The sequence below is a fragment of the Agarivorans sp. B2Z047 genome (assembly GCF_023373605.1).
Classification (GTDB): domain Bacteria; phylum Pseudomonadota; class Gammaproteobacteria; order Enterobacterales; family Celerinatantimonadaceae; genus Agarivorans; species Agarivorans albus.
In genome coordinates this window covers 3,603,654-3,629,311 of record NZ_CP088080.1, presented here as the reverse complement: position 1 = coordinate 3,629,311, position 25,658 = coordinate 3,603,654, and the positions used below count along the sequence as shown (strand labels likewise).

The 25,658-nt window shown below is 44.2% G+C and carries 20 protein-coding genes; 8 read left to right on the top strand and 12 right to left on the bottom strand.

The window, feature by feature from the left end; all coding sequences use genetic code 11:
- The first annotated feature begins 152 nt into the window (after positions 1-152).
- From LQZ07_RS16550 to aceA, 5 genes are all read left to right on the top strand, one after another.
- The gene (locus tag LQZ07_RS16550) at positions 153-2,363 is read left to right on the top strand and encodes an ABC transporter permease subunit (protein ID WP_040307150.1); all 2,211 of its coding nucleotides are present in this window, start codon (positions 153-155) and stop codon (positions 2,361-2,363) included.
- Between the two features lie 22 nt (positions 2,364-2,385).
- A complete protein-coding gene (gene pstA / locus LQZ07_RS16545) occupies positions 2,386-4,041 on the top strand; it encodes a phosphate ABC transporter permease PstA (RefSeq protein WP_152781364.1) in 1,656 nt (551 codons plus the stop codon).
- A 26-nt stretch (positions 4,042-4,067) separates the two neighbouring features.
- Entirely contained in the window at positions 4,068-4,886 is an 819-nt protein-coding gene (gene pstB / locus LQZ07_RS16540) for a phosphate ABC transporter ATP-binding protein PstB (RefSeq protein ID WP_016401740.1), read from the top strand.
- A gap of 24 nt (positions 4,887-4,910) precedes the next feature.
- Positions 4,911-5,615 (top strand): phosphate signaling complex protein PhoU, encoded by a 705-nt coding sequence (gene phoU / locus LQZ07_RS16535; RefSeq protein WP_016401739.1) that lies wholly within the window; start codon positions 4,911-4,913, stop codon positions 5,613-5,615.
- A 945-nt stretch (positions 5,616-6,560) separates the two neighbouring features.
- Positions 6,561-7,871 (top strand): isocitrate lyase, encoded by a 1,311-nt coding sequence (aceA, locus tag LQZ07_RS16530; protein ID WP_016401737.1) that lies wholly within the window; start codon positions 6,561-6,563, stop codon positions 7,869-7,871.
- A gap of 278 nt (positions 7,872-8,149) precedes the next feature.
- Here the strand turns inward: aceA and LQZ07_RS16525 are convergent, their stop codons facing one another.
- From LQZ07_RS16525 to LQZ07_RS16505, 5 genes are all read right to left on the bottom strand, one after another.
- The gene (locus LQZ07_RS16525; protein WP_152781360.1) at positions 8,150-8,737 is read right to left on the bottom strand and encodes an ACP phosphodiesterase; all 588 of its coding nucleotides are present in this window, start codon (positions 8,735-8,737) and stop codon (positions 8,150-8,152) included.
- Positions 8,738-8,779: 42 nt separating this feature from the next.
- Positions 8,780-9,616 carry a dienelactone hydrolase family protein gene (locus tag LQZ07_RS16520; protein ID WP_152781358.1) on the bottom strand — a complete coding sequence of 279 codons (837 nt, stop codon included), beginning with the start codon at positions 9,614-9,616 and terminating at the stop codon, positions 8,780-8,782.
- A 428-nt stretch (positions 9,617-10,044) separates the two neighbouring features.
- A complete protein-coding gene (locus LQZ07_RS16515; protein WP_016401734.1) occupies positions 10,045-10,494 on the bottom strand; it encodes a CBS domain-containing protein in 450 nt (149 codons plus the stop codon).
- A gap of 243 nt (positions 10,495-10,737) precedes the next feature.
- A complete protein-coding gene (locus LQZ07_RS16510; RefSeq protein WP_152781356.1) occupies positions 10,738-12,039 on the bottom strand; it encodes an anti-phage deoxyguanosine triphosphatase in 1,302 nt (433 codons plus the stop codon).
- A 306-nt stretch (positions 12,040-12,345) separates the two neighbouring features.
- A complete protein-coding gene (locus LQZ07_RS16505; RefSeq protein ID WP_016401732.1) occupies positions 12,346-13,566 on the bottom strand; it encodes a pyridoxal phosphate-dependent aminotransferase in 1,221 nt (406 codons plus the stop codon).
- Positions 13,567-13,735: 169 nt separating this feature from the next.
- Here LQZ07_RS16505 and LQZ07_RS16500 point away from each other — a divergent pair, with 169 nt between their 5' ends.
- Positions 13,736-14,659, top strand: coding sequence for a LysR substrate-binding domain-containing protein (locus tag LQZ07_RS16500; protein WP_152781354.1), 924 nt, complete (start codon positions 13,736-13,738; stop codon positions 14,657-14,659).
- Positions 14,660-14,666: 7 nt separating this feature from the next.
- Here the strand turns inward: LQZ07_RS16500 and LQZ07_RS16495 are convergent, their stop codons facing one another.
- The 7 genes from LQZ07_RS16495 to ubiG form a co-directional block, all read right to left on the bottom strand.
- Positions 14,667-15,017 carry a DUF3802 family protein gene (locus tag LQZ07_RS16495; RefSeq protein ID WP_016401730.1) on the bottom strand — a complete coding sequence of 117 codons (351 nt, stop codon included), beginning with the start codon at positions 15,015-15,017 and terminating at the stop codon, positions 14,667-14,669.
- 89 nt (positions 15,018-15,106) lie between these two features.
- Positions 15,107-15,979 carry a hypothetical protein gene (locus LQZ07_RS16490; protein WP_152781352.1) on the bottom strand — a complete coding sequence of 291 codons (873 nt, stop codon included), beginning with the start codon at positions 15,977-15,979 and terminating at the stop codon, positions 15,107-15,109.
- A gap of 126 nt (positions 15,980-16,105) precedes the next feature.
- On the bottom strand, positions 16,106-16,393 hold the full coding sequence (yfaE, locus tag LQZ07_RS16485) for a class I ribonucleotide reductase maintenance protein YfaE (protein WP_152781350.1): 288 nt from the start codon (positions 16,391-16,393) through the stop codon (positions 16,106-16,108).
- Positions 16,393-17,523 (bottom strand): class Ia ribonucleoside-diphosphate reductase subunit beta, encoded by a 1,131-nt coding sequence (gene nrdB, locus LQZ07_RS16480; RefSeq protein WP_152781348.1) that lies wholly within the window; start codon positions 17,521-17,523, stop codon positions 16,393-16,395. Before nrdB ends, yfaE begins: the two co-directional genes overlap by 1 nt.
- Before the next feature lie 50 nt (positions 17,524-17,573).
- Positions 17,574-19,859: a class 1a ribonucleoside-diphosphate reductase subunit alpha gene (gene nrdA / locus LQZ07_RS16475; protein WP_016401726.1), complete on the bottom strand. Its 2,286-nt coding sequence runs from the start codon at positions 19,857-19,859 to the stop codon at positions 17,574-17,576.
- Between the two features lie 290 nt (positions 19,860-20,149).
- Positions 20,150-20,824, bottom strand: a complete 675-nt coding sequence (locus tag LQZ07_RS16470) for an HAD family hydrolase (protein WP_152781346.1) — start codon at positions 20,822-20,824, stop codon at positions 20,150-20,152.
- Positions 20,824-21,546, bottom strand: coding sequence for a bifunctional 2-polyprenyl-6-hydroxyphenol methylase/3-demethylubiquinol 3-O-methyltransferase UbiG (gene ubiG / locus LQZ07_RS16465; RefSeq protein ID WP_016401724.1), 723 nt, complete (start codon positions 21,544-21,546; stop codon positions 20,824-20,826). Before ubiG ends, LQZ07_RS16470 begins: the two co-directional genes overlap by 1 nt.
- A gap of 205 nt (positions 21,547-21,751) precedes the next feature.
- On the opposite strand from ubiG, the gene gyrA reads away from it, so the two are divergent.
- The gene (gene gyrA, locus LQZ07_RS16460; protein ID WP_152781344.1) at positions 21,752-24,457 is read left to right on the top strand and encodes a DNA topoisomerase (ATP-hydrolyzing) subunit A; all 2,706 of its coding nucleotides are present in this window, start codon (positions 21,752-21,754) and stop codon (positions 24,455-24,457) included.
- A gap of 106 nt (positions 24,458-24,563) precedes the next feature.
- Positions 24,564-25,652, top strand: coding sequence for a 3-phosphoserine/phosphohydroxythreonine transaminase (gene serC, locus LQZ07_RS16455; RefSeq protein ID WP_152781342.1), 1,089 nt, complete (start codon positions 24,564-24,566; stop codon positions 25,650-25,652).
- The last annotated feature ends 6 nt before the right edge of the window (positions 25,653-25,658 follow it).

Below are 25,658 nucleotides of genomic sequence, written 5' to 3'. Positions count from 1 at the left end.
CATACAAATGTAACATACACTTGTTAATCATAGTTGGTGAGCGTTTTTTATCCCACCCAATTGTGACTTTTTTTTTAGTATTTCACCCTGTAACAATACTGTCATAAAACTGCCATATACTTTCGCCAGACCTATTAAATTGTGAGGGATATATGACGCAGTCAGTGTCATTTAATAGTAGTGCTCAGCGGCTAATTAAGGACCGACTAACCCGCTACAGCGTAAGTGCTGGCGGGATTGTTGTTCTATTAGCACTGATCTTAATTTTCTTCTATTTATTATATGTAGTTGCACCTATCTTCTACGGAGCGAGTTTAGAAAAATCTAAAACGATTCCGTTACAAGATAGCAGTGCCACAGTGGCTATTGGTGTTGAAGAGCAAAACGAAATTGCCTACCGCTTTAATGAAGACGGGCAGTTAAGCTTTTTTAACCTAATCGATAGCCAGCGCGAGTTTCAAGACTATCAAGTTGAAGCAGACATTACTGCGTCAGACCGCACAGTGCCAAACCAAGGTTTGGTGGCTTACGGTACCAGTGATGGCTTGGCTTACATAGTTTCACCTAAATTTGGTATTAGTTACCCTAACGACAAGCGTTTGATTACGCCAAGCATTGCTTACCCGATGGGTGAGCAAGCGCTAGTTATTGACCCACAAGGCCAAGCCATTGAGCAGTTGGCTTTTGAGCGTCAAGAAGAGTCGGCAGTGGTGGCAGCAGTTACCGCCGATGGCCGAGGCTTGTTGGTTCGTTACGAAGCCGAAGAAGACATGTTTAGTGAGTCTTTGGAATGGCTGCCCGAGACGGCCGATATTCCTAGCTTGCCAAGTAACATCGATCAAATTTTGGTAACGCCAGACTTACGCCGTTTATACATTCGTAACGGCAATCAGCTGGCTAACTACAATATCTCCGATATTGATAATGTGCGCTTAAATTCAGTGGACTTTATTAATAGCACCGACAGCAATGTCACTGATATTGCCTTACTAACCGGTGCAAGTTCATTAATTGTTGCAAACGACAATGGCAAAGTAAGCCAGTGGTTTGATGTTGCAAAAGATGGGGTACGTAAGCTTACGCAAATTCGTGAATTTGATGCAGGCGCTAAAGTAAACGAAATTGGCGTTGAGTACTTCCGTAAGGGCTTTGCTGTAAGTGGGGAAGATGGCTCTATTACCTTATTCCACACAACCGGCGGTGGCCGTTTAGTTCGTGAAATGACCGATGCTAAAGCCTTTAGTTTAGCTTTCTCTCCGCGAGCCAGTGGTCTACTCACTGAGACCGAAAACGGTCTTGAGTTTTATCACGTAGATAACGAGCACCCAGAAGTAACGTGGCGCGCCTTGTGGAGCAAAATTTGGTACGAAGGTTACCCTGAGCCGCAATATGTATGGCAGTCAACCTCAGCCAGTGATGACTTTGAGCCTAAGCTCAGCTTAGTGCCAATTTCTTTTGGTACCATTAAAGCCGCTTTTTACGCGATGTTGTTTGCAGCGCCTATTGCTTTAGCTGGGGCTATCTACACTGCTTACTTTATGTCAGCGCCACTGCGCAAAGTGGTTAAGCCTACCGTAGAAATTATGGAAGCTTTACCCACGGTAATTTTGGGCTTTTTGGCGGGTTTATGGTTAGCGCCATTAATTGAAGACAACTTACCTGGCGTAATTGCCATTATGTTGTTGCTACCGGTAGGCTTTTTGCTCACTGCTTTTGCTTGGTCAAAAATGCCGAAGAAAGTACGCCAGTTGCTGCCAGAAGGTTGGGATGCAATCGTACTTATTCCAGTAGTGTTGTTTATTGGCTGGGGCTGTATCCAAATTAGCCCTGCACTTGAGCAATGGATGTTCGACGGCGATGCACGTTTATACCTAACCAACGAGCTAGGCATTAACTTCGACCAACGTAACTCTATGGTGGTGGGTTTAGCCATGGGCTTTGCGGTTATTCCTACGATTTTCTCTATTGCAGAAGACGCGATTTTCTCGGTGCCAAAGCATTTGAGTAATGGCTCTTTAGCATTGGGGGCCACGCCTTGGCAAACCCTTACTAAAGTGGTGATTTTAACTGCTAGCCCGGGTATTTTCTCGGCAGTAATGATGGGCCTTGGTCGCGCAGTGGGTGAAACCATGATTGTACTTATGGCTACCGGTAATACGCCAGTAATGGATTGGAGTATCTTCCAAGGCATGCGTACTTTGTCGGCAAACATTGCGGTAGAGATGCCAGAGTCAGAAGTGGGAAGCTCACATTACCGAGTGCTGTTCTTAGCGGCCTTTGTATTGTTTGTATTTACCTTTGCATTTAACACCATTGCTGAATTTGTGCGCCAACGTCTGCGCGACAAATACAGCTCGCTGTAAATAGGGATATGGGAACTAACCGATGAATAAGTGGTTTAAATCAGGTAACCCGTGGATATGGATGACAGCGGGTGCGGTAAGCATAAGCTTAGTAGCAGTGATTGGGTTGCTACTATTAATTGCCACACGCGGTCTGGTCTATTTCTGGCCAAGTCCTGTACTTGAAATGGAAGTCAAACAGTTTGGTGAAACTCAAACTGTGATTGGCGAGTTGTATGACACCGAGCTTGTGCCTATTGAGCGCTTAAAAGCCTCTGGTGCAAATTTAGAAGGCTTAGATGGCGACTTTGTAGAGCGCTTTTTGATTAAGACTGGTAACCGTGAATACGTAAACTTGGATTTTCGTTGGTTAACCGAGAATGAAATCTTATCGAAAAAGCAGCCTGAAGGCATTGCAGTAGTTGAGCGTCGCACCAACGGTAACTTTTACGGTTACGTTGAAGGTATCGTTAAAGGTGACACCACCATTAATGCTGCTGATGATGCTGACCACGAAAAGCTGTTTGAGTTGTTAGAACGCTCTAATGGCATTATTGATCAAGCCGACTCGCTGCAGCGTCATGATATTGGTGGCATAAACTACAGCCTAGAGCGTTTACGTTTAAAGCAGCGCAAGTATGAGCTGGCTGATGAGCTAACGCCTGAACGCTTAGCTGGTATTGAAGCCGACGCCGAGCAATTGCACCAAGACTACTTGGTACTTGAGAAGCAACTATTTGCTTACCGTGATGAAGCACGCCGTGACCAACTGATTATCCGTGATATGCGCGGTGAGTTGGTGACAATTCCAATGGATAATGTATTGGATGTGTTCTTCCCAAATGAGATGAACTGGTTCCAAAAACTAGCACATTGGGGGCATCAAGCGGTTAAATTTATTGTGTCTGAGCCACGTGAAGCTAATACCGAGGGCGGGGTATTCCCAGCTATCTTTGGTACGGTATTCATGGTGATGTTGATGGCCGTTATTGTTACGCCTTTAGGGGTTGTAGCCGCGATTTACTTGCACGAATATGCCGGCAATAACAGCTTTACCCGTTTAATTCGCATTGCGGTAATCAACCTGGCAGGTGTTCCATCCATTGTTTATGGTGTATTTGGCTTAGGTTTCTTTGTTTATATGCTAGGTGGCAGTATTGATTCCTTGTTCTATCAAGAGTCACTACCTACGCCGACCTTTGGCTCACCTGGTGTAATTTGGGCAGCCCTAACCTTGGCGATTCTTACCTTACCTGTGGTGATTGTATCTACCGAAGAAGGTTTGTCGCGTATTCCTAGTGCGGTGCGTCAAGGCTCTCTAGCTTTAGGTGCTACCAAAGCAGAAACGCTGTGGCGTATTGTTATTCCTATGGCGAGCCCGGCGATTATGACTGGCCTTATTTTGGCGGTAGCCCGTGCAGCCGGTGAAGTAGCACCATTGATGTTAGTCGGTGTAGTGAAACTAGCACCAACATTACCGCTTGATGGCAACTTCCCGTTCATTCACCTAGAGCGCAAGTTCATGCACTTAGGCTTCCACATTTATGATGTGGGTTTCCAAAGCCCGAACGTAGAAGCAGCTCGACCTTTGGTGTACGCCACGGCATTTTTATTGGTAACGGTTATTATTGGCTTAAACTTAGCAGCCATCCAAATCCGTAACCGTTTACGCGAAAAGTTTAAAACGTTAGACCAATAAGCTAACGGCAATTTGTAGGAAAAAAAATGATTTCTTTGAATACAGAAAATAGTCGAGATACTAAATTAGATTTGGCTAACTTAACTGCAGAGCAAACTGCATTGGAAGTAAAGAACTTGGATCTTTACTACGGCAACAAACAAGCTTTGTTCGATGTGTCGATGAAGATCCCCAAGGGCCAAGTTACCGCCTTTATTGGCCCATCGGGCTGCGGTAAATCAACCTTACTGCGCTGTATTAACCGTATGAATGACTTGGTTGATATTTGTAAGATTAGCGGAGAGATCTTGCTACACGGACAAAACATTTACGATAAAAGCGTAGACGTAGCCGCGCTACGTCGTAACGTTGGTATGGTGTTTCAGCGTCCAAACCCATTCCCAAAGTCTATTTATGAGAATGTAGTATATGGTTTACGCCTGCAAGGTATTAAAGATCGTCGCGTATTAGATGAAGCAGTAGAACGCTCACTACGTGGTGCAGCCTTATGGGAAGAGGTAAAAGACCGCTTACACGAGAATGCTTTTGGTTTATCTGGTGGTCAGCAACAGCGTTTGGTAATTGCTCGCGCCATTGCGATTGAGCCTGAAGTGCTATTATTGGATGAACCTACATCAGCACTTGACCCAATTTCTACATTGACGATTGAAGAGTTGATTAACGACCTTAAGAGTCGTTACACCGTGGTGATTGTAACTCACAACATGCAACAAGCTGCGCGAGTATCAGACCAAACAGCCTTTATGTATATGGGCGACATGGTGGAATATGCTGATACCAATACCTTGTTTACAACACCAGCGAAGAAGCAAACCGAAGATTACATTACAGGCCGTTACGGTTAACCCAACCGTCGCTGAGGAAAAGATATGGATAAGTTAAACATGAACAAACACATATCTGGTCAGTTTAATGCTGAACTGGATCATGTGCGCAACCAAATTATGGCAATGGGTGGCTTAGTTGAACAACAACTGATCGACGCCCTTAGCCTGTTAAGCCGACCTGACGCAGAGTTAGTGAGCAAGGTGATTAGTACCGACAGCAAAGTAAACTCTTTTGAAGTTGCTATTGATGAAGAGTGCACTCGCATTATTGCTAAGCGCCAACCTGCAGCTAGTGACTTACGTATTGTAATGGCGATTATTAAAACCATTGCTGATTTAGAGCGTATTGGTGATGCAGCAGAAAGCATTGCCCGTATGGTTGAGCGAAACATGGATAAACCGCTTAAGGCGTCTCTAAGTAGCTTAGAGCACTTGGGCCAGCACACCGCCAAAATGCTGCATGACGTGTTAGATGGTTTCGCACGTATGGATGTAGAAATGGCGTGGAGTGTTCACCAAGAAGATAAAAAGGTGGATAAAGAATACGAGCGCCTTATTCGTGAGTTGATGACTTATATGATGGAAGACCCTCGTTCTATTCCTCAAGTGCTAGATGCCTTAAACGCGGCACGTGCTATTGAGCGAGTAGGCGACCGTTGTCAAAACATTGCTGAGTACATTATCTACTTCGTAAGAGGTAAAGATATTCGCCATTTAGCCGGAGATGAAGTGGAAAAGCTGCTTTAAGGCTAAGGTTTAAGTGATAAAAAAGCTGGCGATTGGCCAGCTTTTTTAGTTTTTAGAGAAAAATATTTAAATTTTTTTCATTTCTCTGGTCTGATCTCTTCAAAAATCCATTTCTGTTTAATAACAACTTTTCCCGCTTATGTATCATTAGTTACTTAGTTGGTGAAAACAACACCGTTAATATAATTTTAAACTGTTGTTTAAAACAGCCTGTAAGTGCTTATTAAATATAATGTAACTTTCGTCTAATTGTCCTTCTATGAGACCTAGCTAATCAATTTACCTTTACGTAAACGTTAATTTATTTCGGGGTTTTGGGTTACTCGCTCGTCAACTTGTATTTATATTACGTAATTAAATTTCTTTTTTCGACAAAGGTAGTAAACGAAAGGTTGACTATATGTTAATAAAATAGAGTTAATACTTTAAATAAAGCTTTGCTTTTGTTTTTCTCGGTGTTATAAAAAACAGGGTCTTGGGGAGGTTTTTAAACGGTTGTTTAATTGTTTTTCCGGTTTAAGACAAGGTTTGGTGTTTATCATTGAGGCTGTTTTATTTTTGTAACTGTAATTACAGCTACGTAAAAGCTACATGTTTGGGTCGCAATTTACGTTAGATACAGTGGCAATTTACAAACAGGTGAACACTTAGCTAAATAAAGCCGACCAGGTTAATAAGCAGTGGCCAACGAGCTTAATAACAAGGCTAGACAAGGAGCAAAAGCCACAGTCAAAAGCAACAATAATGCTGATACGGCGCTCCAAACTTAGCTCGGTACTTTTAGACAAAAAAAGCAAAAGTTAAAAGTATCGAGTTGTATTTTCCAAGCCTGTGTTGCTTGGCATTAATTAAAGAGTAACCGCACAAATAGCGGTACCAAAAAACTACGTGAATGAGTGATACAAGCTACTTGTATCGAGGAATAGAGTCTAAGAGGGATTGAACATGACATTAACAAGAGAACAGCAAATTCAAGCATTAGAAAAAGACTGGGCAGAGAACCCTCGCTGGAAAGGCGTTAAGCGTCCTTATACTGCTGAAGAAGTAGTGAAACTGCGTGGTTCTATTATCCCTGAAAACACCATTGCTCGACGTGGCGCCGAGAAGCTATGGACCTTAGTAAACGGCCAAGCTAAAAAAGGTTATGTTAACTGTTTAGGCGCTTTAACCGGTGGCCAAGCCGTTCAACAAGCTAAAGCGGGCATCGAAGCTATCTACTTATCAGGTTGGCAGGTTGCCGCCGATAATAACTCTGCCTCTAGTATGTACCCTGATCAATCGCTATACCCTGTAGATTCCGTGCCTAAAGTGGTTGAGCGTATTAACAACTCTTTCCAACGTGCCGACCAAATTCAATGGGCCAATGGTCTGTCTCCTGCAAATGGTGGCTTAGATTACTTCTTACCAATTGTTGCCGACGCAGAAGCGGGTTTTGGCGGGGTGCTAAACGCCTTTGAATTAATGAAGAACATGATCAAAGCGGGTGCTGCTGGTGTTCACTTTGAAGATCAACTTGCTTCAGTTAAAAAATGTGGCCACATGGGCGGAAAAGTATTGGTTCCAACCCAAGAAGCGGTGCAAAAACTGGTTGCAGCACGCTTTGCGGCTGACGTTGCCGGTGTTCCTACTTTGGTGATTGCTCGTACAGATGCTAACGCTGCAGACTTGCTAACCTCAGATGTAGACCCTTACGATGCCGAATTCGTAGAAGGCGAACGCACAGCTGAAGGCTTCTACAAAGTACGTGCGGGTATCGACCAAGCGATTAGCCGAGGCCTAGCTTATGCAGAGTACGCCGATTTAATCTGGTGTGAAACGGCAACACCTTGCTTGGAAGAGGCTCGCAAATTTGCCGAAGCTATTCATGCTAAGCACCCAGGTCAGCTGTTAGCTTACAACTGTTCACCATCATTTAACTGGCGTAAGAATCTAGATGATGAAACCATTGCTAAGTTCCAGCAAGAGCTTAGCGACATGGGTTATAAGTACCAGTTCATCACCTTAGCCGGTATTCATAACATGTGGTACAACATGTTTGATCTTGCCCATAACTATGCGCAGGGCGAGGGCATGAAGCACTACGTTAACATGGTTCAAGAGAAAGAGTTCCAAGCTGCTGACCGAGGCTACACTTTCGTTGCTCACCAACAAGAAGTAGGCACGGGCTACTTTGACCAAGTAACCAACGTGATTCAAGGTGGTCAATCTTCAGTAACCGCGTTAACGGGTTCTACCGAAGAAGAGCAATTTAGCTAAGGTTTACTATTTAGACACTAATAATAAAAACGCTATGTAACACCTATTTGAGCAGCCTAAGGGCTGCTCTTTTTCTACTTAACCTGAACTCGGGATAAGGAAGTGACGATAACTCTGCTAGCCAGTACTTAATCTAGCTTCATGTTTCTTGCGAGATAGTTTTACTTAGTTCAAGACGAAGCTGCGCGCCAATAGCTGGTCTATTGCAAGTAGCTTCAACACCGAAATAAGTAAAAATAGCCGCTAGATACCAGTTTATTATCCCGAGCTCGGGTTACTTATTTCGGCTGATAGTTGTTCACAAATTCTTGAGCGTGTAGAAGCACCTTGGGGTAAAGCGCTAAAAATGCTGCATCAAGTTCTGCAGAGTGACAAAGAATATCCTCGTACAGCAGCTCTAGCTTGGCCGGGCGGCGCAGTCGCCGACTAATAGCGCGTAAGGTGCCAGCAACACTGTCTTGATGCTGGTATTGTTCCAACCAATCATATTCACGCATATGGCTGGCGGTATGTTTGGCTTTGTCTGTTAGTGGAAAGTGCTCAAGTTCTTCATAACACTGGCTTATAAACTCAGAGCGCGAGTTGGTAGAGAATTGTTGCCAGTGCAAACTCAGCAAATAGTCGAAATACACGTCTAGAGCTATACCTGAGTAGCGCCTTAAACTGGCTTGAAAACAGTGAGCTAAACCCAGTTGATTGACTTGCTGATCGGTAAAGCTATCTATTTTACGGTGTAGCTTTACGCCAAGTTGCACCTCGCTGTGGTAACTCTGCCAGTTTTGTCCTTTTACAAAGTCGCCCAGAAAAGCGCCCACAATAGACGTGTTAGTATGCTGTGCAATCTGAAAGTGAGCTAAATAGTTCATTCACTAAGCATATATTAGGCAGCGGCACTTAGGCAGCTTTAGCTACATTAAATCCAGTTGCTGCATGTATTGCTTAAAACCTTCGATCCAGAAGTCACTATGTTCATAAAATAGCGCGTGGCCGTTTGCTGATGAGCCCAGAGAATAAAACTGAAAATCGATCTGCCCGCCGGCTTCCGCAAAAGCTTGAGCATAGCTTTCAATTTCACTATCTGAGTAATAAGGATCGTTTCGGCCATACATAAATAGGTGTGGCAAGGGGTTGTTGTTAGCAGCCTGGCTAAACAGGCCTTGATTACTGGCAAGTGGGGTTTTGATTTGGCATTGGCCACCCATCCAACCGCCGGAAAAATTAACTACGCCTTTAAACTTCTGAGGGTGTTTAGCTGCGTAAACTACCGACAACAATCCTCCTCGGGAATGCCCACTAATGACAATTTTTTCTTGGTCTAGCCAAGTTTGTTGCTGCAGGTATTGCATGGTGGCATCTAGGCTTTGGGACGCGTAGTTAATACCGGATTCAACGCTGTTTACACTGCAATTGTAAGATTCTTTATAACGGCCTTGTGATGCGCCTCTGCCTCGTCGCATTGGTATTAGCAAAGCAATGTTGCGCTTGTTTAAGTAAGCGCCAAATCCCCATGGCTTAATGGTTAGCGTGTCGGCCACGACGCCGGGTCCAGTAGAACCATGGTTAAAGATGACCAGTGGAAAAGGGCCTTCTCCTGCAGGTTTATATAAGGTTGCTTCTAATTGTATTTGCTTATTCCACAGCAGACCTTGCTCGGTCATTGGTATGTTTATGGTTTCTCCCTGATCGAAAGCTTGGGCGGTAGTTGCTAGCAAGGTGAGTAACAGCGGTGCAAGGCGAAACATCATAGCTTTAAAATCCTTAACAAGCTTGATTAGAGAGAGTAGTAGCAATCAATAGCTTACCACTGCTGCTGTGGGCTTGGTTTGGCTTTTGTTAAAAAAGTGAAGGTAATTGAAATTGACTGTGGGAAGAACTGCAGACAAAAAAAATCCAGCTCAAGGCTGGACAAAAAAACATAAGGAATGACTAATACGTGCTATCGCTAAGAGCACAATAGCAGGGGCGATTAGTGGCCCCATAAATCGACAAATTCAGTATCGGCTGAATGCGACGCCATAGGATGAGAGCGCCAAGCAATTTATGGATTAATCTTAGCGTGACAAAGCTCACAAAACAACCTGTTTTTGTAATTTTTTTACTAAAATATACAGGTTTTTTCTAATTTACTTAGCTGTGTGTCACGCTAATGCTGAAATACTGTTGTAATATTACCTTATGCGTCAGGGCTTAAAGGCTCTTGTTCTGCCAGCATTTCTAGCAATGATATTGCAACACCTACAAAGTCGGTATCGGTAATTATTCCGATCAGCTTCTTACCTTCTACTACTGGCAGGCAGCCAATGCGATGCCGTTCGATGTGCTTAGCGGCTTGCCCAACTCCTGCCGCTGCATCTACGGTATGCAACTTGGTCAACATAATGTGTTTGAGCATTATTTGTTGTTCATGTGCGCGGCGCTGAGCTTCGGAAGTTTTGCTAAGGTTTGATTCTTGTGCGGCTAGTAAGGTTCGCTCACTCACCAAACCAATAAGGTGTTGCTGACTATCCACTATAGGGAGATGGCGAATTTTGTGTTCGTTACACAGGCTAATCGCTTCTTCAAGCGTGGTCTGCTCAAAAGCAGTATGCGGGTTGGTGGTCATGATGTCGGCTACTTTAATCATAACGATACCTCTTGTTGTTTTCTCTCCTTTAAATTTAGTGTGTTAGCCAGAAAAGAGCTTGATGGAAATCAAGCTAATTAACGGCTTTGTAAACGGTTTATTAAAGTTGTTGTCTAGCTAGAAAAACTAACAAAAAATCGCTGTATTTTTTGCAAAATAAGCGATCTTCTGCTGCAAGTGTTACTTGTTACATGCTAGATATACTGAGAGTGATAGTGCTATTTCAAATTGTGTGGGTTATTGCTAAAAAAGTGTTTGAAATAAACGGTTTGCATAGTCGTCTGTCATGCCCGCGATGTAGTCTGCAATCACCCTGGCTTGGCTTTCGTTGTCTTCACCTGCTTGCAACCAACGGCTGCGAGTATTGATGGGCAGTAAACGCTCTGGATCGCTGGCAAAAGCTTGAAATAACTCCATAACCACTTGCTGGCCTTTAAAGCGAACCATTTCTATCTCAGGTGTTTGAATCACATAGTGCAATACAAAACGTTTTAATACATCTAGCGCTTGCGCCATGGGAGGATCCATTTTAGCCTGATAGTCCAGCTGAGGTTCCTCAAATTTTGTTTGCGCTTGTAAGCTTATAGCGGTGATAAAGCCGTTCACAAGGCTGCCAATAGCATCTTTTTGATCGTAGTGATGTCGGCTAAATAACTTCACCGACAGCCCGCCTATTTCATCTGCTAGCCAGCAATCTTTTATGTCGGCAATGGCTGAGGCTACCTGTTCTTGCCAGTCGTGTCGGCTAACTATGCCCATCACTATAGCGTCTTCTAAATCATGCACCCCATAAGCAATGTCATCAGCTAGCTCCATTATCGAGCAATCTAGGGATTTGTAGTTACTTTTACGGTGATGCGCATCGCCTAGGCTGCGGCTACCAACAAAGGTGGTTCTGTCGGCTTGGCTTAAGCTTTCAAGCACCCAGTTGTAGAGGTGCTTGTCGTCATCATAGATACCTTTAGCTGGCGCCCAGTCCGCCACTTTTAATTGACGAAAGCTCTTAGCTACTGGTGGTAGCGGGTTTCTTTGCAATTGGCTGAGCAGGCAGGGGTACTTCATTATGCCTAACAGAGTTCGCCGAGTAAGGTTCATGCCATTTGCGCGAGTATACGGTTCAAGCTTGGTGAGAATACGAAAAGTTTGTGCGTTGCCCTCAAAACCGCCGTCGTCACGCATCATGTAGTTGAGCGCCACCTCGCCGCCGTGGCCAAAGGGCGGATGACCAATGTCGTGAGCTAAGCAAAGGCTCTCGATAAGATTAAGCTCGGGCAATACGCAATTTTGTGGCTGATTGTTAGCGCTAATATGGCCAACAATACCAGTACCAATTTGCGCCACTTCAAGTGAGTGGGTGAGGCGAGTACGGTAGAAATCGTTGTTGCCTATGCTGAGGACTTGGGTTTTGTTTTGCAGGCGACGAAAGGCTGCGGAATGCAAAATTCGCGCTCTGTCTCGCTGCCATACGCTGCGATGATCGTTACGTCGTTGGTTTTGCTCTTCGGCGTATCTTGCTGTTCCAGCTTGTTGGCTTAGTTCACTCATTGCGCGCTCCCAAATTGCTTAATACCAATCGTACTAAGTAACTGTTTATTCTATCTGGTTAAAATGCTCGATAACTGCGTTAGAATTTTTGATTGTAGAATAACTACTTATCGAAAAACTCTGCCTTATTCTCGAGTATTTTTCCTGCGTTATTTCTGAACACTTACTTAATGTGATTGGTACAAGCTCTACACTACAACAGATTTTCTAAAAATAACATGACCTTAAGCTAATGCATCTGGCTGAATTAAACACAATAAAAAGGGTGCTTAACGCACCCTTATTGAGTTTGGAAATGAGTTGCCATTAGTCGGCTTGGCGATAACCATCTAAGAAAGTGGCGATGCGGCCAATCGCTTCACGTAATTCTTCTTCGCGAGGCAAAAATACAATGCGGAAGTGATCTGGCTTGGTCCAGTTGAAACCAGTACCTTGCACCACCAAAATTTTCTCTTGCTGCAGTAAATCTAAGGCGAACTGTTGGTCGTCTTTAATGTTGAATTTTTTCACATCAAGTTTAGGGAACAAGTACATTGCGCCCTGCGGTTTTACACAACTTACACCGGGAATATCATTGAGTAATTGCCAGGCTAGGTTGCGCTGCTCATACAAGCGACCGCCTGGTACGATTAACTCATTAATACTTTGGTAACCACCTAAGGCGGTTTGAATGGCATGCTGAACTGGCACATTGGCACACAAGCGCATTGAGGCCAACATGTCTAAACCATCTATGTAATCTTTAGCGCGATGTTTAGGGCCGCTCACCAGCATCCAACCCGAGCGGAAGCCACAGACTCGATAAGCCTTAGATAAACCGTTAAAGGTGAGGGTTAATACGTCGTCTGACAAAGTAGATAAAGGTACGTGCAGGGCTTCATCATAAATGACTTTTGAATAGATCTCGTCGGCAAATAAAATCAGATTATGCTGACGCGCTAACTCCACTAACTCTAGCAGCAACTCTTTACTATAAACTGCGCCAGTAGGGTTGTTAGGGTTAATTACCACTAAGCCTTTGGTGCGAGGAGTAATTTTGCTGCGAATGTCTTCAATGTCTGGGAACCAGCCTGCTTGTTCATCACATTCGTAATGTACTGGGTTACCGCCAGATAGTGTTACAGCGGCTGTCCACAATGGGTAGTCGGGAGCTGGCACTAACATTTCATCGCCATTATTAAGTAGCGCTTGCATGGCCATTACGATTAGCTCACTCACACCGTTACCTAAATAGATATCTTCTAGGGTAGTAGTGCGTAAGCCTTGCAATTGATAATGATGCATCACCGCTTTGCGGGCAGAGAATAAACCTTTTGAGTCACAGTAGCCTTGGGCGGTAGGTAGGTTGTGAATAACATCTACCAGAATTTCTTCAGGGGCTTCAAAATTAAATTCGGCAGTGTTGCCAATATTTAATTTGATAACACGGTGGCCGTCTTCTTCGAGGCGTTTTGCTTGTTTCAGCACTGGACCACGGATGTCGTAACATACGTTGTCTAGCTTATGTGACTTCTCTATTTGATACATGATGATTATGGGTCCCTTTACAATAAACGTATTAACTTATTTTTTGCGGTAGCATGCAAGTGTTTAGGCAAGCTAATTGCGCTTTTTCAGGATTTTTTATTATGAAAGCGCAGAACCGCGTTAGATGGTGATAAACTGACGGCGCAACATAATTGACTACTGCGAGACTATGTTAGAACTCAAACACTTAAAAACCTTACAAGCCTTAAGAGAAACCGGCTCTTTGGTGGTAGCTGCGCAGCGTTTATGCTTAACCCAATCGGCTCTTTCACATCAGCTCAAAGAGTTAGAATCGCGCATTGGGGCGAAGCTGTTTGTGCGTAAAACCAAGCCTTTGCGTTTTACTATGGCAGGCTTACGGGTGTTAGAGTTAGCAGATAGTGTGCTAGAGCAAGTTCAACATACCGAGCGTGAACTGGCCCGTTTAGTTGGTGGGCAAGCGGGGCGTTTGCACCTAGCCATTGAGTGTCATAGTTGCTTTAACTGGTTGATGCCTGCTATCGATAATTACCGAGGTTTGTGGCCAGATGTTGAGTTAGATTTCAGCAGCGGGTTTAGTTTTGAACCTTTACCTGAACTTGCCCAAGGTCAGTTAGATTTAGTTATTACTTCAGACCCTCAGCCTAGTGAAGGTATTGTATTTTCTCCACTGTTCTCTTATCAGCCGACCCTAGCTTTAAGCCCTAGTCATCCTTTGGTAGACAAGCCGGTAATAGAGGCAGAAGATTTTGCCAATCAAGTGCTCATTTCTTACCCAGTAGATACCCATCGTTTAGATCTGTTTAATCTGTTTTTAGACCCAGCCGGCGTTGAACCCTTAGCGGTACGTAAAGTGGATATGACGATTATGATGATGCAGCTGGTAGCCAGTGGCCGCGGGGTCGCTGTATTGCCAAATTGGGCATTAACTGAATATGTAAACAAAGGCTACATTGTGACGCGTGAGCTAGGGGATGGGAAACTGTGGCAAAACTTGTATGCGGCGCGCCATGAAAGTCATCAAGACAGCGCCTATATCGAAGCGTTTTTAGATATAGCCCGGGAGCACTGTTTTAGTCATCTCGATGGTATTAAAGCTATCGGTGATAAATAACCAACAGCTAAATAGGATCTACAGCGATTAGTTGGTTATCAAACATGTTTTTGATTAAGCCAACAAACTCATCAATGAATTGCTGTTGTTGCTGGGTGGGGCTAGACATCCACACTCCTGAGAGAACTTGTTCTAAGTCGTTAACGATTGCGTCAATCTCGCGAATCACAGTAAAGCGATGTTCACTGTCTAAATGCTCATGTTGACGACAAACCAACATCACGCTTTCTGATAGTTGCTCAGAGACATAGTCGCAAATAGTTAAGGGATTTTGCTGAGCTTGCGTATGCTCAAACAGCGCTAAGTTATCTGTTAAAAATCCAATTAACTGAATGTAACCTTCACTATCAGTTACCATCGTGCATGTATCCTCTCTCAAAAGTATTAGCCCTAGTGTATAACGAATATGCTCGAATACAACATGCGCTAAGACACATTTGTTAACACTTATAGGGTTTGGGTTAGCTCTGCTGAGTGAATGTAAGCCTGCAAGCAGTTACTTGGCAAATATAAGCGTGGATTGGCACGGCGTAAGTCGCGCAAATGATATTCCAATAAGCGTTTATCTATTGGTGTATTGCTTTCGGTTTGTTGTAACCACTGTACCAAGCTTTGAGTATTTTGTTGGAAGCCCTGTTCTAAGCCAGCTATTTGTTGTTTGGTTTTAAGCATTTCTTCAACATTAAGCGGCGAGCGTTGCACCATATTTATCAGATAAGGCGTAAGTATACTCGCTTGCTTCATGTAGCTATCGTTAACTGGTACCGGTGATAACCTTAAGTTTTGTTGGCGCTCCAACTGGCCGCAAATATGGTTGGCTTTAAGCAACGCCACAGTTTGCTGAATAATTTGGTTGGTATCAAAACCTTCGCCATACATCTCATGAATGCCAGTGGCTAAATCGTGCTTAGCTAAACGTACTTTGTGAAAGGTGAGCTGCTCGCGGGTAAATAACCTAACTCGGCTAGGTGCTGCTGGTCGCGGCACAATAATCGCAATTTGATTACGTTTTTGTTCAAAGTACAAATTGGCTATCGCATGTTGTTGCTCACTAATGCTGATGAGCTGGCCGCTAATTTGGCAGCCCACAGATTTAGGGACATCTCCTAAATGGCTGGCACTTACGTATTGATGCGGGTAGTCGGGTAGTGCTTGAATTTGTCCTAGTTGGCGCTGCATAAAGTGAGTTGCGATAGCTGCGCGACATATCGCGTTTTCACCAATCGCAGGCGGATTCAATACCTTCCAGCCAATCAACACAGCGGTAAGCAGCAACAAGCTGCTACTAATTGCTATTAAGGGTTGACGCCGAATGATCATGTTGGCCTCACAAGACAAAGAAAAACACAGATAGTTAAGTTATCTGTTACTTGCCGAAAAACTAAAGAGATTATTGAAAGTATAGTCCATACATCGCGTAGTTAAGGAGCAATGTAAGGACTACTTTTAGGCGATTTGGCGCTTGAACGGAGGTTGTTCAGCCAACTCAACAGTGCCTTTGGGCTTGCTGCAACAGCTAAGAATTTGCCCTTTAGGAATGTTAGCTAAAGGCGTGTGGCTATATTCCACTTCGCCTTTTACTAGGGTGGTTCTGCAGGCGCCGCATACACCCTCGCGGCAATGATACTCCGGCGTAAAGCCAGCTTGCTCATACGCTTCTAAGATGCTTTTATGGTGGCTATCAACCACCACTTCTATTCCGCCTGCAATAACGCGGCCTTCTTTTTGAGACATTACAGCTCAAAGTCCTCGAAATCATCGATATCAATACTAGAGTCAATTTGCCCTACTAAGTAAGAGCTGATCTCCGCTTCTTGTGGTGCCACTTGTACGTTGTCTGATACCAACCAAGAGTTAATCCAAGGGATAGGATTGCTGCGATCTTCAAAGCAAGGTAACAAACCAACTGCTTGCATGCGGGTATTGGTAATGTATTCAACGTATTGGCAAAGAATGTCTTCATTTAACCCAATCATCGAACCATCTTTGAAGAGGTATTTTGCCCATTCTTTTTCTTGCTCTGCGGCATCGGTAAACATGCGCCATGCGTCTACTTCACACTCGGCAGCAATTTCAGCCATTTCTGGATCGTCTTTGCCTTCGCGCATTAGGTTAATCATGTGCTGAGTACCGGTTAAATGCAGCGCTTCATCACGGGCAATTAGCTTAATGATTTTGGCGTTACCTTCCATTAACTCGCGCTCTGCAAAGGCAAATGAACAGGCAAAGCTTACGTAGAAACGAATCGCTTCAAGCACGTTTACCGACATTAAGCAAAGATATAGTTTTTTCTTAAGCTCTCGCACAGTGATGTTATGAACAACACCATCAACCTCATGCTCTCCTTCACCATGCAGGTGGTAAATAGAGGTGGCTTGAATCAGATCGTCGTAGTAGCTGGCAATGTCGTTAGCGCGCTTGATGATCTCTTCATTTTCCATGATGTCATCAAATACTTCACCAGGATTGCCCATTACATTACGAATAATGTGGGTGTATGAGCGAGAGTGAATGGTTTCACTAAAGGCCCAAGTTTCAATCCAGGTTTCTAACTCTGGCAAACTAACTAGTGGTAACAACGCCACGTTAGGCGAGCGGCCTTGAATACTATCAAGCAGTGTTTGGTACTTTAGGTTACTAATAAAAATATGCTGTTCGTGAGCCGGCAGTTTGTTGTAGTCAATACGGTCACGGCTTACGTCTACTTCCTCAGGTCGCCAGAAGAAAGACAGTTGTTTTTCGATTAGTTTTTCAAAAATCTCATGACGCTGTTGGTCATAACGGGCCACGTTTACAGGCTGACCAAAGAACATTGGTTCTTTGGTAGCATCGTTGGCATTTTGAGTAAAAATTGAGTAGCTCATCTACATTTTCCCTAAAAATTTCTTAATGCGCTTTAGCGCGTAAACTTGGCTTAAATCTTACATGCTCCGCCAGCGCAATCATCATCTTCTGGCTCTGGCTTCAGGTCGTCTTGTTGGTCGCTAGCACCGTCGCGGGTGTTATGGTAGTACAGCGTTTTAACCCCATATTTGTAGGCGGTTAGCAAGTCGGCAATCAATGCTTTCATTGGAACGCGGTTACCTTCATAACGGCTTGGGTCGTAGTTAGTGTTGGCCGAGATACTTTGGTCAACAAACTTCTGCATTAGGCCAACTAGCTGCAAGTAACCTTCGTTGCTAGGAATGTCCCACAGTAATTCGTAGTTGTCTTTAAGTGCTTCAAACTCTGGCACAACTTGTTTCAAAATACCGTCTTTACTGGCTTTAACGCTAATAAAACCGCGAGGTGGCTCAATACCGTTAGTTGCATTTGAAATCTGGCTAGAAGTCTCTGACGGCATTAAGGCAGAAAGCGTTGAGTTACGTAAACCGTGAGTCACAATCTCTTCACGCAGCTCTTCCCAGTCGTAATGCAAAGGTTCATCGCTAAGCTTGTCTAACGACTGTTTATAAGTATCGATAGGCAATACACCTTTCGAGTAGGTCGTCTCGTTAAACATTGGGCAAGCGCCTTGCTCTTTGGCTAAGCGCATAGAGGCTTTAAGCAACCAGTATTGAATTGCTTCAAAGGTGCGGTGTGTGAGGTTGTTGGCACTGCCATCGCTGTACTTAGTGCCATTTTTAGCTAGGTAGTAGGCGTAGTTGATAACACCTATTCCTAAGGTACGACGGCCATCCGAGCCTTTCTTAGCGGCTTTGATTGGGTAATCTTGATAATCTAGCAGGCTATCTAGAGCCCGAACAGCAAGGTCAGACAGCTCTTCTAACTCATTTAAGTCTTCAATAGCGCCTAAGTTAAAGGCTGAAAGCGTACAAAGGGCAATTTCGCCATTTTCATCATGTACGTGTTGTAGCGGCTTAGTTGGTAAGGCAATCTCTAAACATAGGTTAGATTGGCGAACCGGTGCTTGTGCTGGGTCAAATGGGCTGTGAGTATTACAGTGGTCTACGTTTTGAATGTAGATACGACCCGTTGAGGCGCGCTCTTGCATTAGCAACGAGAATAGGTCAACAGCTTTAATTTGCTCTTTACGGATGCTTGGGTCTTGCTCGTATTTCACATACAAGCTTTCAAACTTATCCTGGTCTTCAAAGAAGGCATCGTAAAGCCCAGGAGCATCACTTGGCGAGAATAGGGTGATGTTTTCACCTTTTACCAAGCGTTGGTACATCAGTTTGTTAAGCTGCACACCGTAGTCCATGTGACGAACTCGGTTATCGTCTACACCACGGTTGTTTTTAAGAACTAAAAGTGATTCTACTTCTAAGTGCCAAAACGGGTAGAAAATAGTGGCTGCACCTCCGCGAACGCCGCCTTGCGAGCAACATTTAACCGCTGTTTGGAAATACTTATAAAACGGAATACAACCCGTGTGGAAGGCTTCACCACCGCGAATTTCACTGCCTAAGGCGCGAATACGACCTGCGTTAATACCAATGCCCGCACGTTGAGAAACGTAAGTTACAATTGAAGAAGCAGTGGCATTAATTGATTCTAAGCTGTCGCCACACTCAATCAATACACAAGAGCTAAACTGGCGAGTTGGGGTACGCACACCCGACATGATTGGCGTAGGTAAAGAGATCTTAAATTTAGACGTCGCATCATAAAAGCGACGAATGTAATCAAGACGAACCGATTTGTCGTAGTGAGCAAATAAACATGCTGCTACCAAAATATACAAGAACTGGGCACTCTCGAAAATCTCACCTGTAACGCGGTTTTGTACTAGGTATTTTCCTTCAAGTTGCTTAACTGCGCCGTATGAGAAGTCCATGTCGCGCCAATGGTCGATAAAGTCGTCCATTTGGGCAAATTCTTCAGGGCTGTAGTCTTTAAGCAAATGCATGTCGTAGCGGCCAGCTTCACACTGTTTTACTACGTGGTCGTAAAGTTTAGGTGGTTCAAATTGACCATAGGCTTTTTTGCGTAAATGGAATACTGCTAAACGCGCCGCCAAAAATTGGTAGTCTGGCGTTTCTTGAGAGATTAAATCTGCCGCAGCCTTAATTATGGTTTCATGAATATCTTTAGTGGCCATGCCATCGTAGAACTGGATATGAGACTTAAGTTCTACCTGCGATACCGAGACATTTTTAAGGCCTTTAGCGGCCCAAGTTATCACTCGGTGAATCTTGTCTAAGTTGATCGCTTCTTGTTTACCGCTGCGTTTGGTTATCAGAAGATCTTTATTCATGAAGGGGAGGCCCTGTTATCCTAATTTCGCTACTGCTTATCTAGTACTGCTATTTTTCCTTAGCCACTAGATATAGTGTTTTCAAATTTTATGGATACAAGATAATGAGGTTTTGGCTTTTTCGCAAGTCTTGGCAAAGTTGAAGATATTGTGTATAACTTGCAAATAACTTGGCTATGTTAGTAGTTACTAACTAGCTATCTATATAAGCTGACTAAGCTTGCATTAATGCAAGTTTTTTTTCGTAAAATTTTACTCAAAAAATTTATTTTTATAAAACTTGAACTTGCTTACAAATCGCCCAGCCAGTCGATTATTGTTTGTTCGAGCTGTTCACTTTTTTGGCAGTGAATATTTGCAGCCCATTGCTCAACCTTGTCTTCTTCAGAGAGATAACCCCAAAGGGCCAGTAGGGTAGTCATATTGGTATTATTGCCCGCCTGAATATCGCGTTCAGCATCGCCCACATATAAGCAGTTCTCAGGCTTAACCTTTATGATTTGGCAAGCCAATAGCATGGGTGCCGGGTCGGGCTTACGCAGTGGCAGTGTATCACCGCCAACCAATACGTCAGACTGTTCAAACTCAGGGAAGAAGCGAAGTAACTGCTTACTTAAACCCTCGGGTTTATTGGTAATAACTCCCCAAGGAATCTGGTGTTGGTTAAGCCATTGTAATGCTTGTTTAATACCGGGGAAAAAATCGGTGCCTTGGCAGATGTTTTGCTCATAGTAGTCAAGCAATTGTTGGCGTAATTCAGCTTGGGGCTGCTGCTCCCAAGTGCTGCCAAAGCCTGCTTTTAGCAAACCGATAGCGCCGTGAGAGCTAAGCTGACGCGCTTGGGCTAAGCTGAGCGGCGCTTGTTGGTGTTGTTCAAGCACATAGTTAGCAGCAGCGCCTAAGTCTGGTGCAGTATCAAGTAAGGTACCATCAAGGTCGAACAATACCGCCGCTTGCTTATTCATTATTGCTCCGGTTTAGCTAGTTGCACCATGTAGTTAACATCTACGTTTCGACTTAAGCGAAAGCTTTCAATAATAGGGGTGAACTGAACACCACTAATGGCTTCGCTACGTAAGTTGCTTTGGTCGGCCCATGCTAGTAGCTCCGAAGGGCGGATGAATTTGTCATGTTGGTGAGTGCCATCGGGTACAATTTTTAGTAACTTCTCGGCAGCCAGAATCATATAAAGGTAGGCTTTTGGCGTTCGGTTAATGGTAGAGACAAATACTTTACCGCCGGGTTTAACCATGCTGGCACAAGCGGCTATCACTGAACCTGGGTCCGGTACGTGTTCTATCATCTCCATGCAGGTTACTACATCGTAGTGCGCTTGATGTGCTTCGGCATGCGCTTCTGCCGTGGTTTGTAAGTAGTTAAGTTGGCTACCAGTTTCTAAAGCATGTAGCTTGGCAACTTCAATTTGTTCTTTACCCATATCAATAGCAGTAACGTCGGCTCCGCGAACCGCCATGCTTTCGGCTAAAATACCACCACCGCAACCTACATCGAGTACTTTTTTGCCAAATAAACCTGCCGCGCCGCGCTCAATGTAATCTAAACGCAGTGGATTGATTTGGTGAAGGGTTTTGAATTCCCCTTGTTTATCCCACCAACGTGAGGCTAAGCCTGCAAAATGTGCAATTTCTTGATGGTCAACATTTTCGTTGCTTTGAGGGTGTTCCATAAACTTGTCAATCCACGTCAGTATTTGTAGGCATTATAAGAACTTGTTCATTGCAGTCACTAGCTTTTGTTCAATTCTTGAGTTTTTTCATTTTTCTAACTGAAAAGAGCGACATCAAGCCTGTTAAGGCCGTTATTTTATGGTAAAGTTTGCGATTACGCTGAGTAATTGTAAAAAGCAATAAAAACGAAGGATTTTGTCGTCTATGAGCGATCTTGCAAAAGAGATTACGCCGGTCAATATTGAGGATGAGTTAAAGAGCTCATATCTTGATTACGCCATGAGCGTTATTGTGGGGCGCGCCTTGCCAGATGTACGTGATGGTTTAAAACCAGTACATCGCCGGGTGCTTTACGCAATGAATGTTTTGGGTAACGACTGGAATAAACCCTATAAAAAATCTGCCCGTGTGGTAGGTGACGTAATTGGTAAATATCACCCACATGGTGATAGTGCTGTTTACGATACGATTGTTCGCATGGCGCAGCCATTTTCGCTGCGTTACATGTTGGTAGACGGTCAAGGTAACTTTGGTTCGGTGGACGGCGATTCTGCGGCGGCCATGCGTTATACCGAAATCCGTATGGATAAGTTAGCCCACTCTTTACTGGCCGACTTAGAAAAAGAAACCGTAGACTTCGTACCTAACTACGATGGTACAGAGCAAATCCCTGAAGTACTGCCAACTCGAGTTCCTAACCTATTGGTTAACGGTTCTTCTGGTATTGCGGTAGGTATGGCGACCAACATTCCACCACACAACTTAACCGAAGTGGTTAACGGTTGTTTGGCAATGATTGAAAACCCAGACATCACTATTGATGAGCTGATGGAATTTATTCCTGCGCCAGATTTCCCTACTGCCGGTATCATTAACGGCCGTGCTGGTGTTATTCAAGCTTACCGAACCGGTCGTGGCAAAGTTTCTATTCGTGCTAAAGCCGAAGTGGTTACCGAGAAAAACGGTAAAGAAACCATTATTGTTCACGAGATCCCTTACCAGGTGAACAAAGCTCGTTTAATCGAGAAGATGGCCGAGCTGGTTAAAGATAAAAAACTAGAAGGTATTTCTGCTCTACGTGATGAGTCTGATAAAGACGGTATGCGTATTGTGGTTGAGCTTAAGCGTGATGCAGTGGGTGAAGTTGTACTAAACAACTTGTACTCACAAACGCAAATGCAGGTATCTTTTGGTATGAATATGGTGGCCTTGGATAACGGCCAGCCTAAGATATTCAACCTGCAAGAAATGATCGAGTGTTTCATTCGCCACCGCCGCGAAGTGGTTACACGTCGAACCGTATTTGAATTGCGCAAAGCGCGCGATCGCGCCCACATCCTTGAAGGCTTAGCCATTGCGCTAGCTAATATCGATGAGATTATTGAGCTAATCAAAACCTCACCAACGCCTGCTGAAGCAAAAGCTGCATTAGTGGCTAAAGGTTGGGATTTAGGCGCAGTATCAGCAATGTTAGAGCGTGCTGGTGATGACGCGGCTCGCCCAGATTGGTTAGAAGCTGAATTTGGTATTCGTGATGGCCAATACTTCATCACACCAATTCAAGCTCAAGCAATTCTAGACTTACGTTTACACAAGTTAACCGGTCTAGAACATGAAAAAATCATTGGCGAATACAAAGACCTGTTGGAACTTATCGCCGAATTACTCCACATCTTAAATAGCCCTGAGCGTTTGATGGAAGTAATTCGTGACGAACTTATCGAAGTGCGTGAGCAGTTTGGTGATGAGCGTCGCACCGAGATTTCTGCTAACAGTGCTGATATTTCTCTAGAAGACTTAATTAACGAAGAAGACGTGGTAGTAACCCTATCTCACGAAGGCTACGTTAAGTACCAACCGTTGACAGAGTACGAATCTCAGCGCCGTGGTGGTAAAGGTAAAGCAGCAACTAAGATGAAGAATGAAGACTTCATCGAGAAACTGTTAGTTGCCAATACTCACGATACCGTACTGTGTTTCTCAACGGTAGGTAAAGTTTACTGGATGAAGGTTTACCAACTGCCGCTTGCGAGTCGTCAAGCGCGTGGTAAGCCAATTGTTAACTTACTTCCGTTAACCGAAGATGAGCGCATTACCGCTATCTTGCCAGTACGTGAGTACGAAGAAGACAAGTTCATTTTGTTTGCTACCGCTAACGGTACGGTTAAGAAAACACCGCTAACAGCATTTAAACGTCCGCTATCAAGTGGTATTCGTGCTATTAACCTTAATGATGATGACAAACTAATTGGCGTAGATATTACCAACGGTAATAACGAAATTATGCTGTTCTCTGATGCAGGTAAAGTGGTTCGCTTTAACGAGAAGCAACGTGATAGTGAAACTGGCGCGGTGAAGCTAGACCCAGAAACTGGTGAAGAGTTATTGGCATTGCGTCCAATGGGTCGTACTGCTGCTGGTGTTCGTGGTATTTCACTTGATGCTGGCCAGAAAGTGGTATCGTTAATTGTGCCAACCGGTGACGGTGATATTCTTACCGCTACAGAAAATGGTTACGGTAAGCGTACCAAGCTTGATGAGTACCCAGCTAAGAGCCGTGCAACTAAAGGTGTTGTTTCTATCAAGGTGAGCGAGCGTAACGGCCTAGTGGTTGGTGCGGTTCAGGTAACGGAAGCGCAAGAAATGATGCTAATTACCAACGGTGGCACCTTGGTGCGTACTCGAGTAAATGAAGTATCTCTAGTGGGTCGTAATACTCAAGGTGTTACTTTAATCCGTACTTCTGAAGATGAGAAAGTGGTAGGCCTTCAGCGTATCGATGAAATTGAAGAAGACGAGTTAGAAGAGCTAGCCGAAGGCGAGCAGGCGGCTGAGGTAAGTGATGCAGCACCAAGCGAGGATGCACCAACTGCAGACGATGCTGGTGAGGCAGAGCCCGATCAGCAGTAAGCTAAACATATAAAACAACGGGCGGCTTTTAGCCGCTCGTTTTAGTTTAAATAGATTATATGAACCACTTAAGTGGTCGCACACAACATAGAGTAAGAGATTTAGCATGGACAAAATCTATAACTTTTGTGCTGGTCCTGCGATGTTACCTGAAGCGGTAATGAAGCAGGCGCAAGCCGAGTTTTGTAACTGGCAAGGTCTAGGTGTATCGGTGATGGAAGTTAGTCACCGTGGTAAAGAATATATCGCTATGGCCGCCGAGGCCGAGCAAGATCTCCGCGATTTATTAAATATTCCAGATAACTACAAAGTGCTGTTTTGCCAAGGTGGTGGACGTGGTCAATTTGCTGCTGCGCCGCTAAACCTATTAGGTGATAAAAAGTCGATTAGTTTTATCACTACTGGCCAGTGGTCTAAAGGTGCAGTAGCTGAGGGTGAAAAGCACGCCCAAGCGAGTGTATTTGACGCGCTAAGTAGCAATGAGCAAGGACAAATCAGCGTAAAGCCAAGCGCTGAGTGGCAATTAGATAAAGACGCCGCTTATGTTCATTACTGTCCAAATGAAACCATCGAGGGCATTGCCATTGATGAAATCCCCGATGTGGGAGACATGGTATTAGTCGGCGACTTCTCTTCAACGATTTTGTCGCAACCTATTGATGTGAGTAAGTTCGGTTTAATTTACGCTGGCGCGCAAAAGAATATTGGCCCTTCGGGTTTAGCGATTGCTATTGTGCGTGACGATTTACTCGATAACGCTCACCCATTAACACCAAATATCTTCAACTACAGCTTATTAGCGGGCAGTGATTCCATGTTTAATACCCCGCCTACCTATTCATGGTATTTAGCTGGCTTGGTGTTTAAATGGTTAAAGCAACAGGGTGGATTAACTGCAATGGCTGAGAAAAATGCAGCTAAAGCCGAGTTACTTTACTCATATATTGATAGTAGTGATTTCTACCAAAATAACGTTGCTCCTGAAAACCGTTCTAAAATGAATGTGCCTTTTCAGTTAGCGAATAGCGAGCTGGATGCCGCCTTTTTAGCCGAGTCTGCAGCCGCTGGATTGGTGACTTTAAAAGGTCACCGAATTGTTGGTGGTATGCGTGCAAGCATTTACAATGCAATGCCAATTGAAGGCGTGCAAGCCTTAGTAGACTTTATGGCTGACTTTGCCCAGCGCAATCGCTAAGGAATT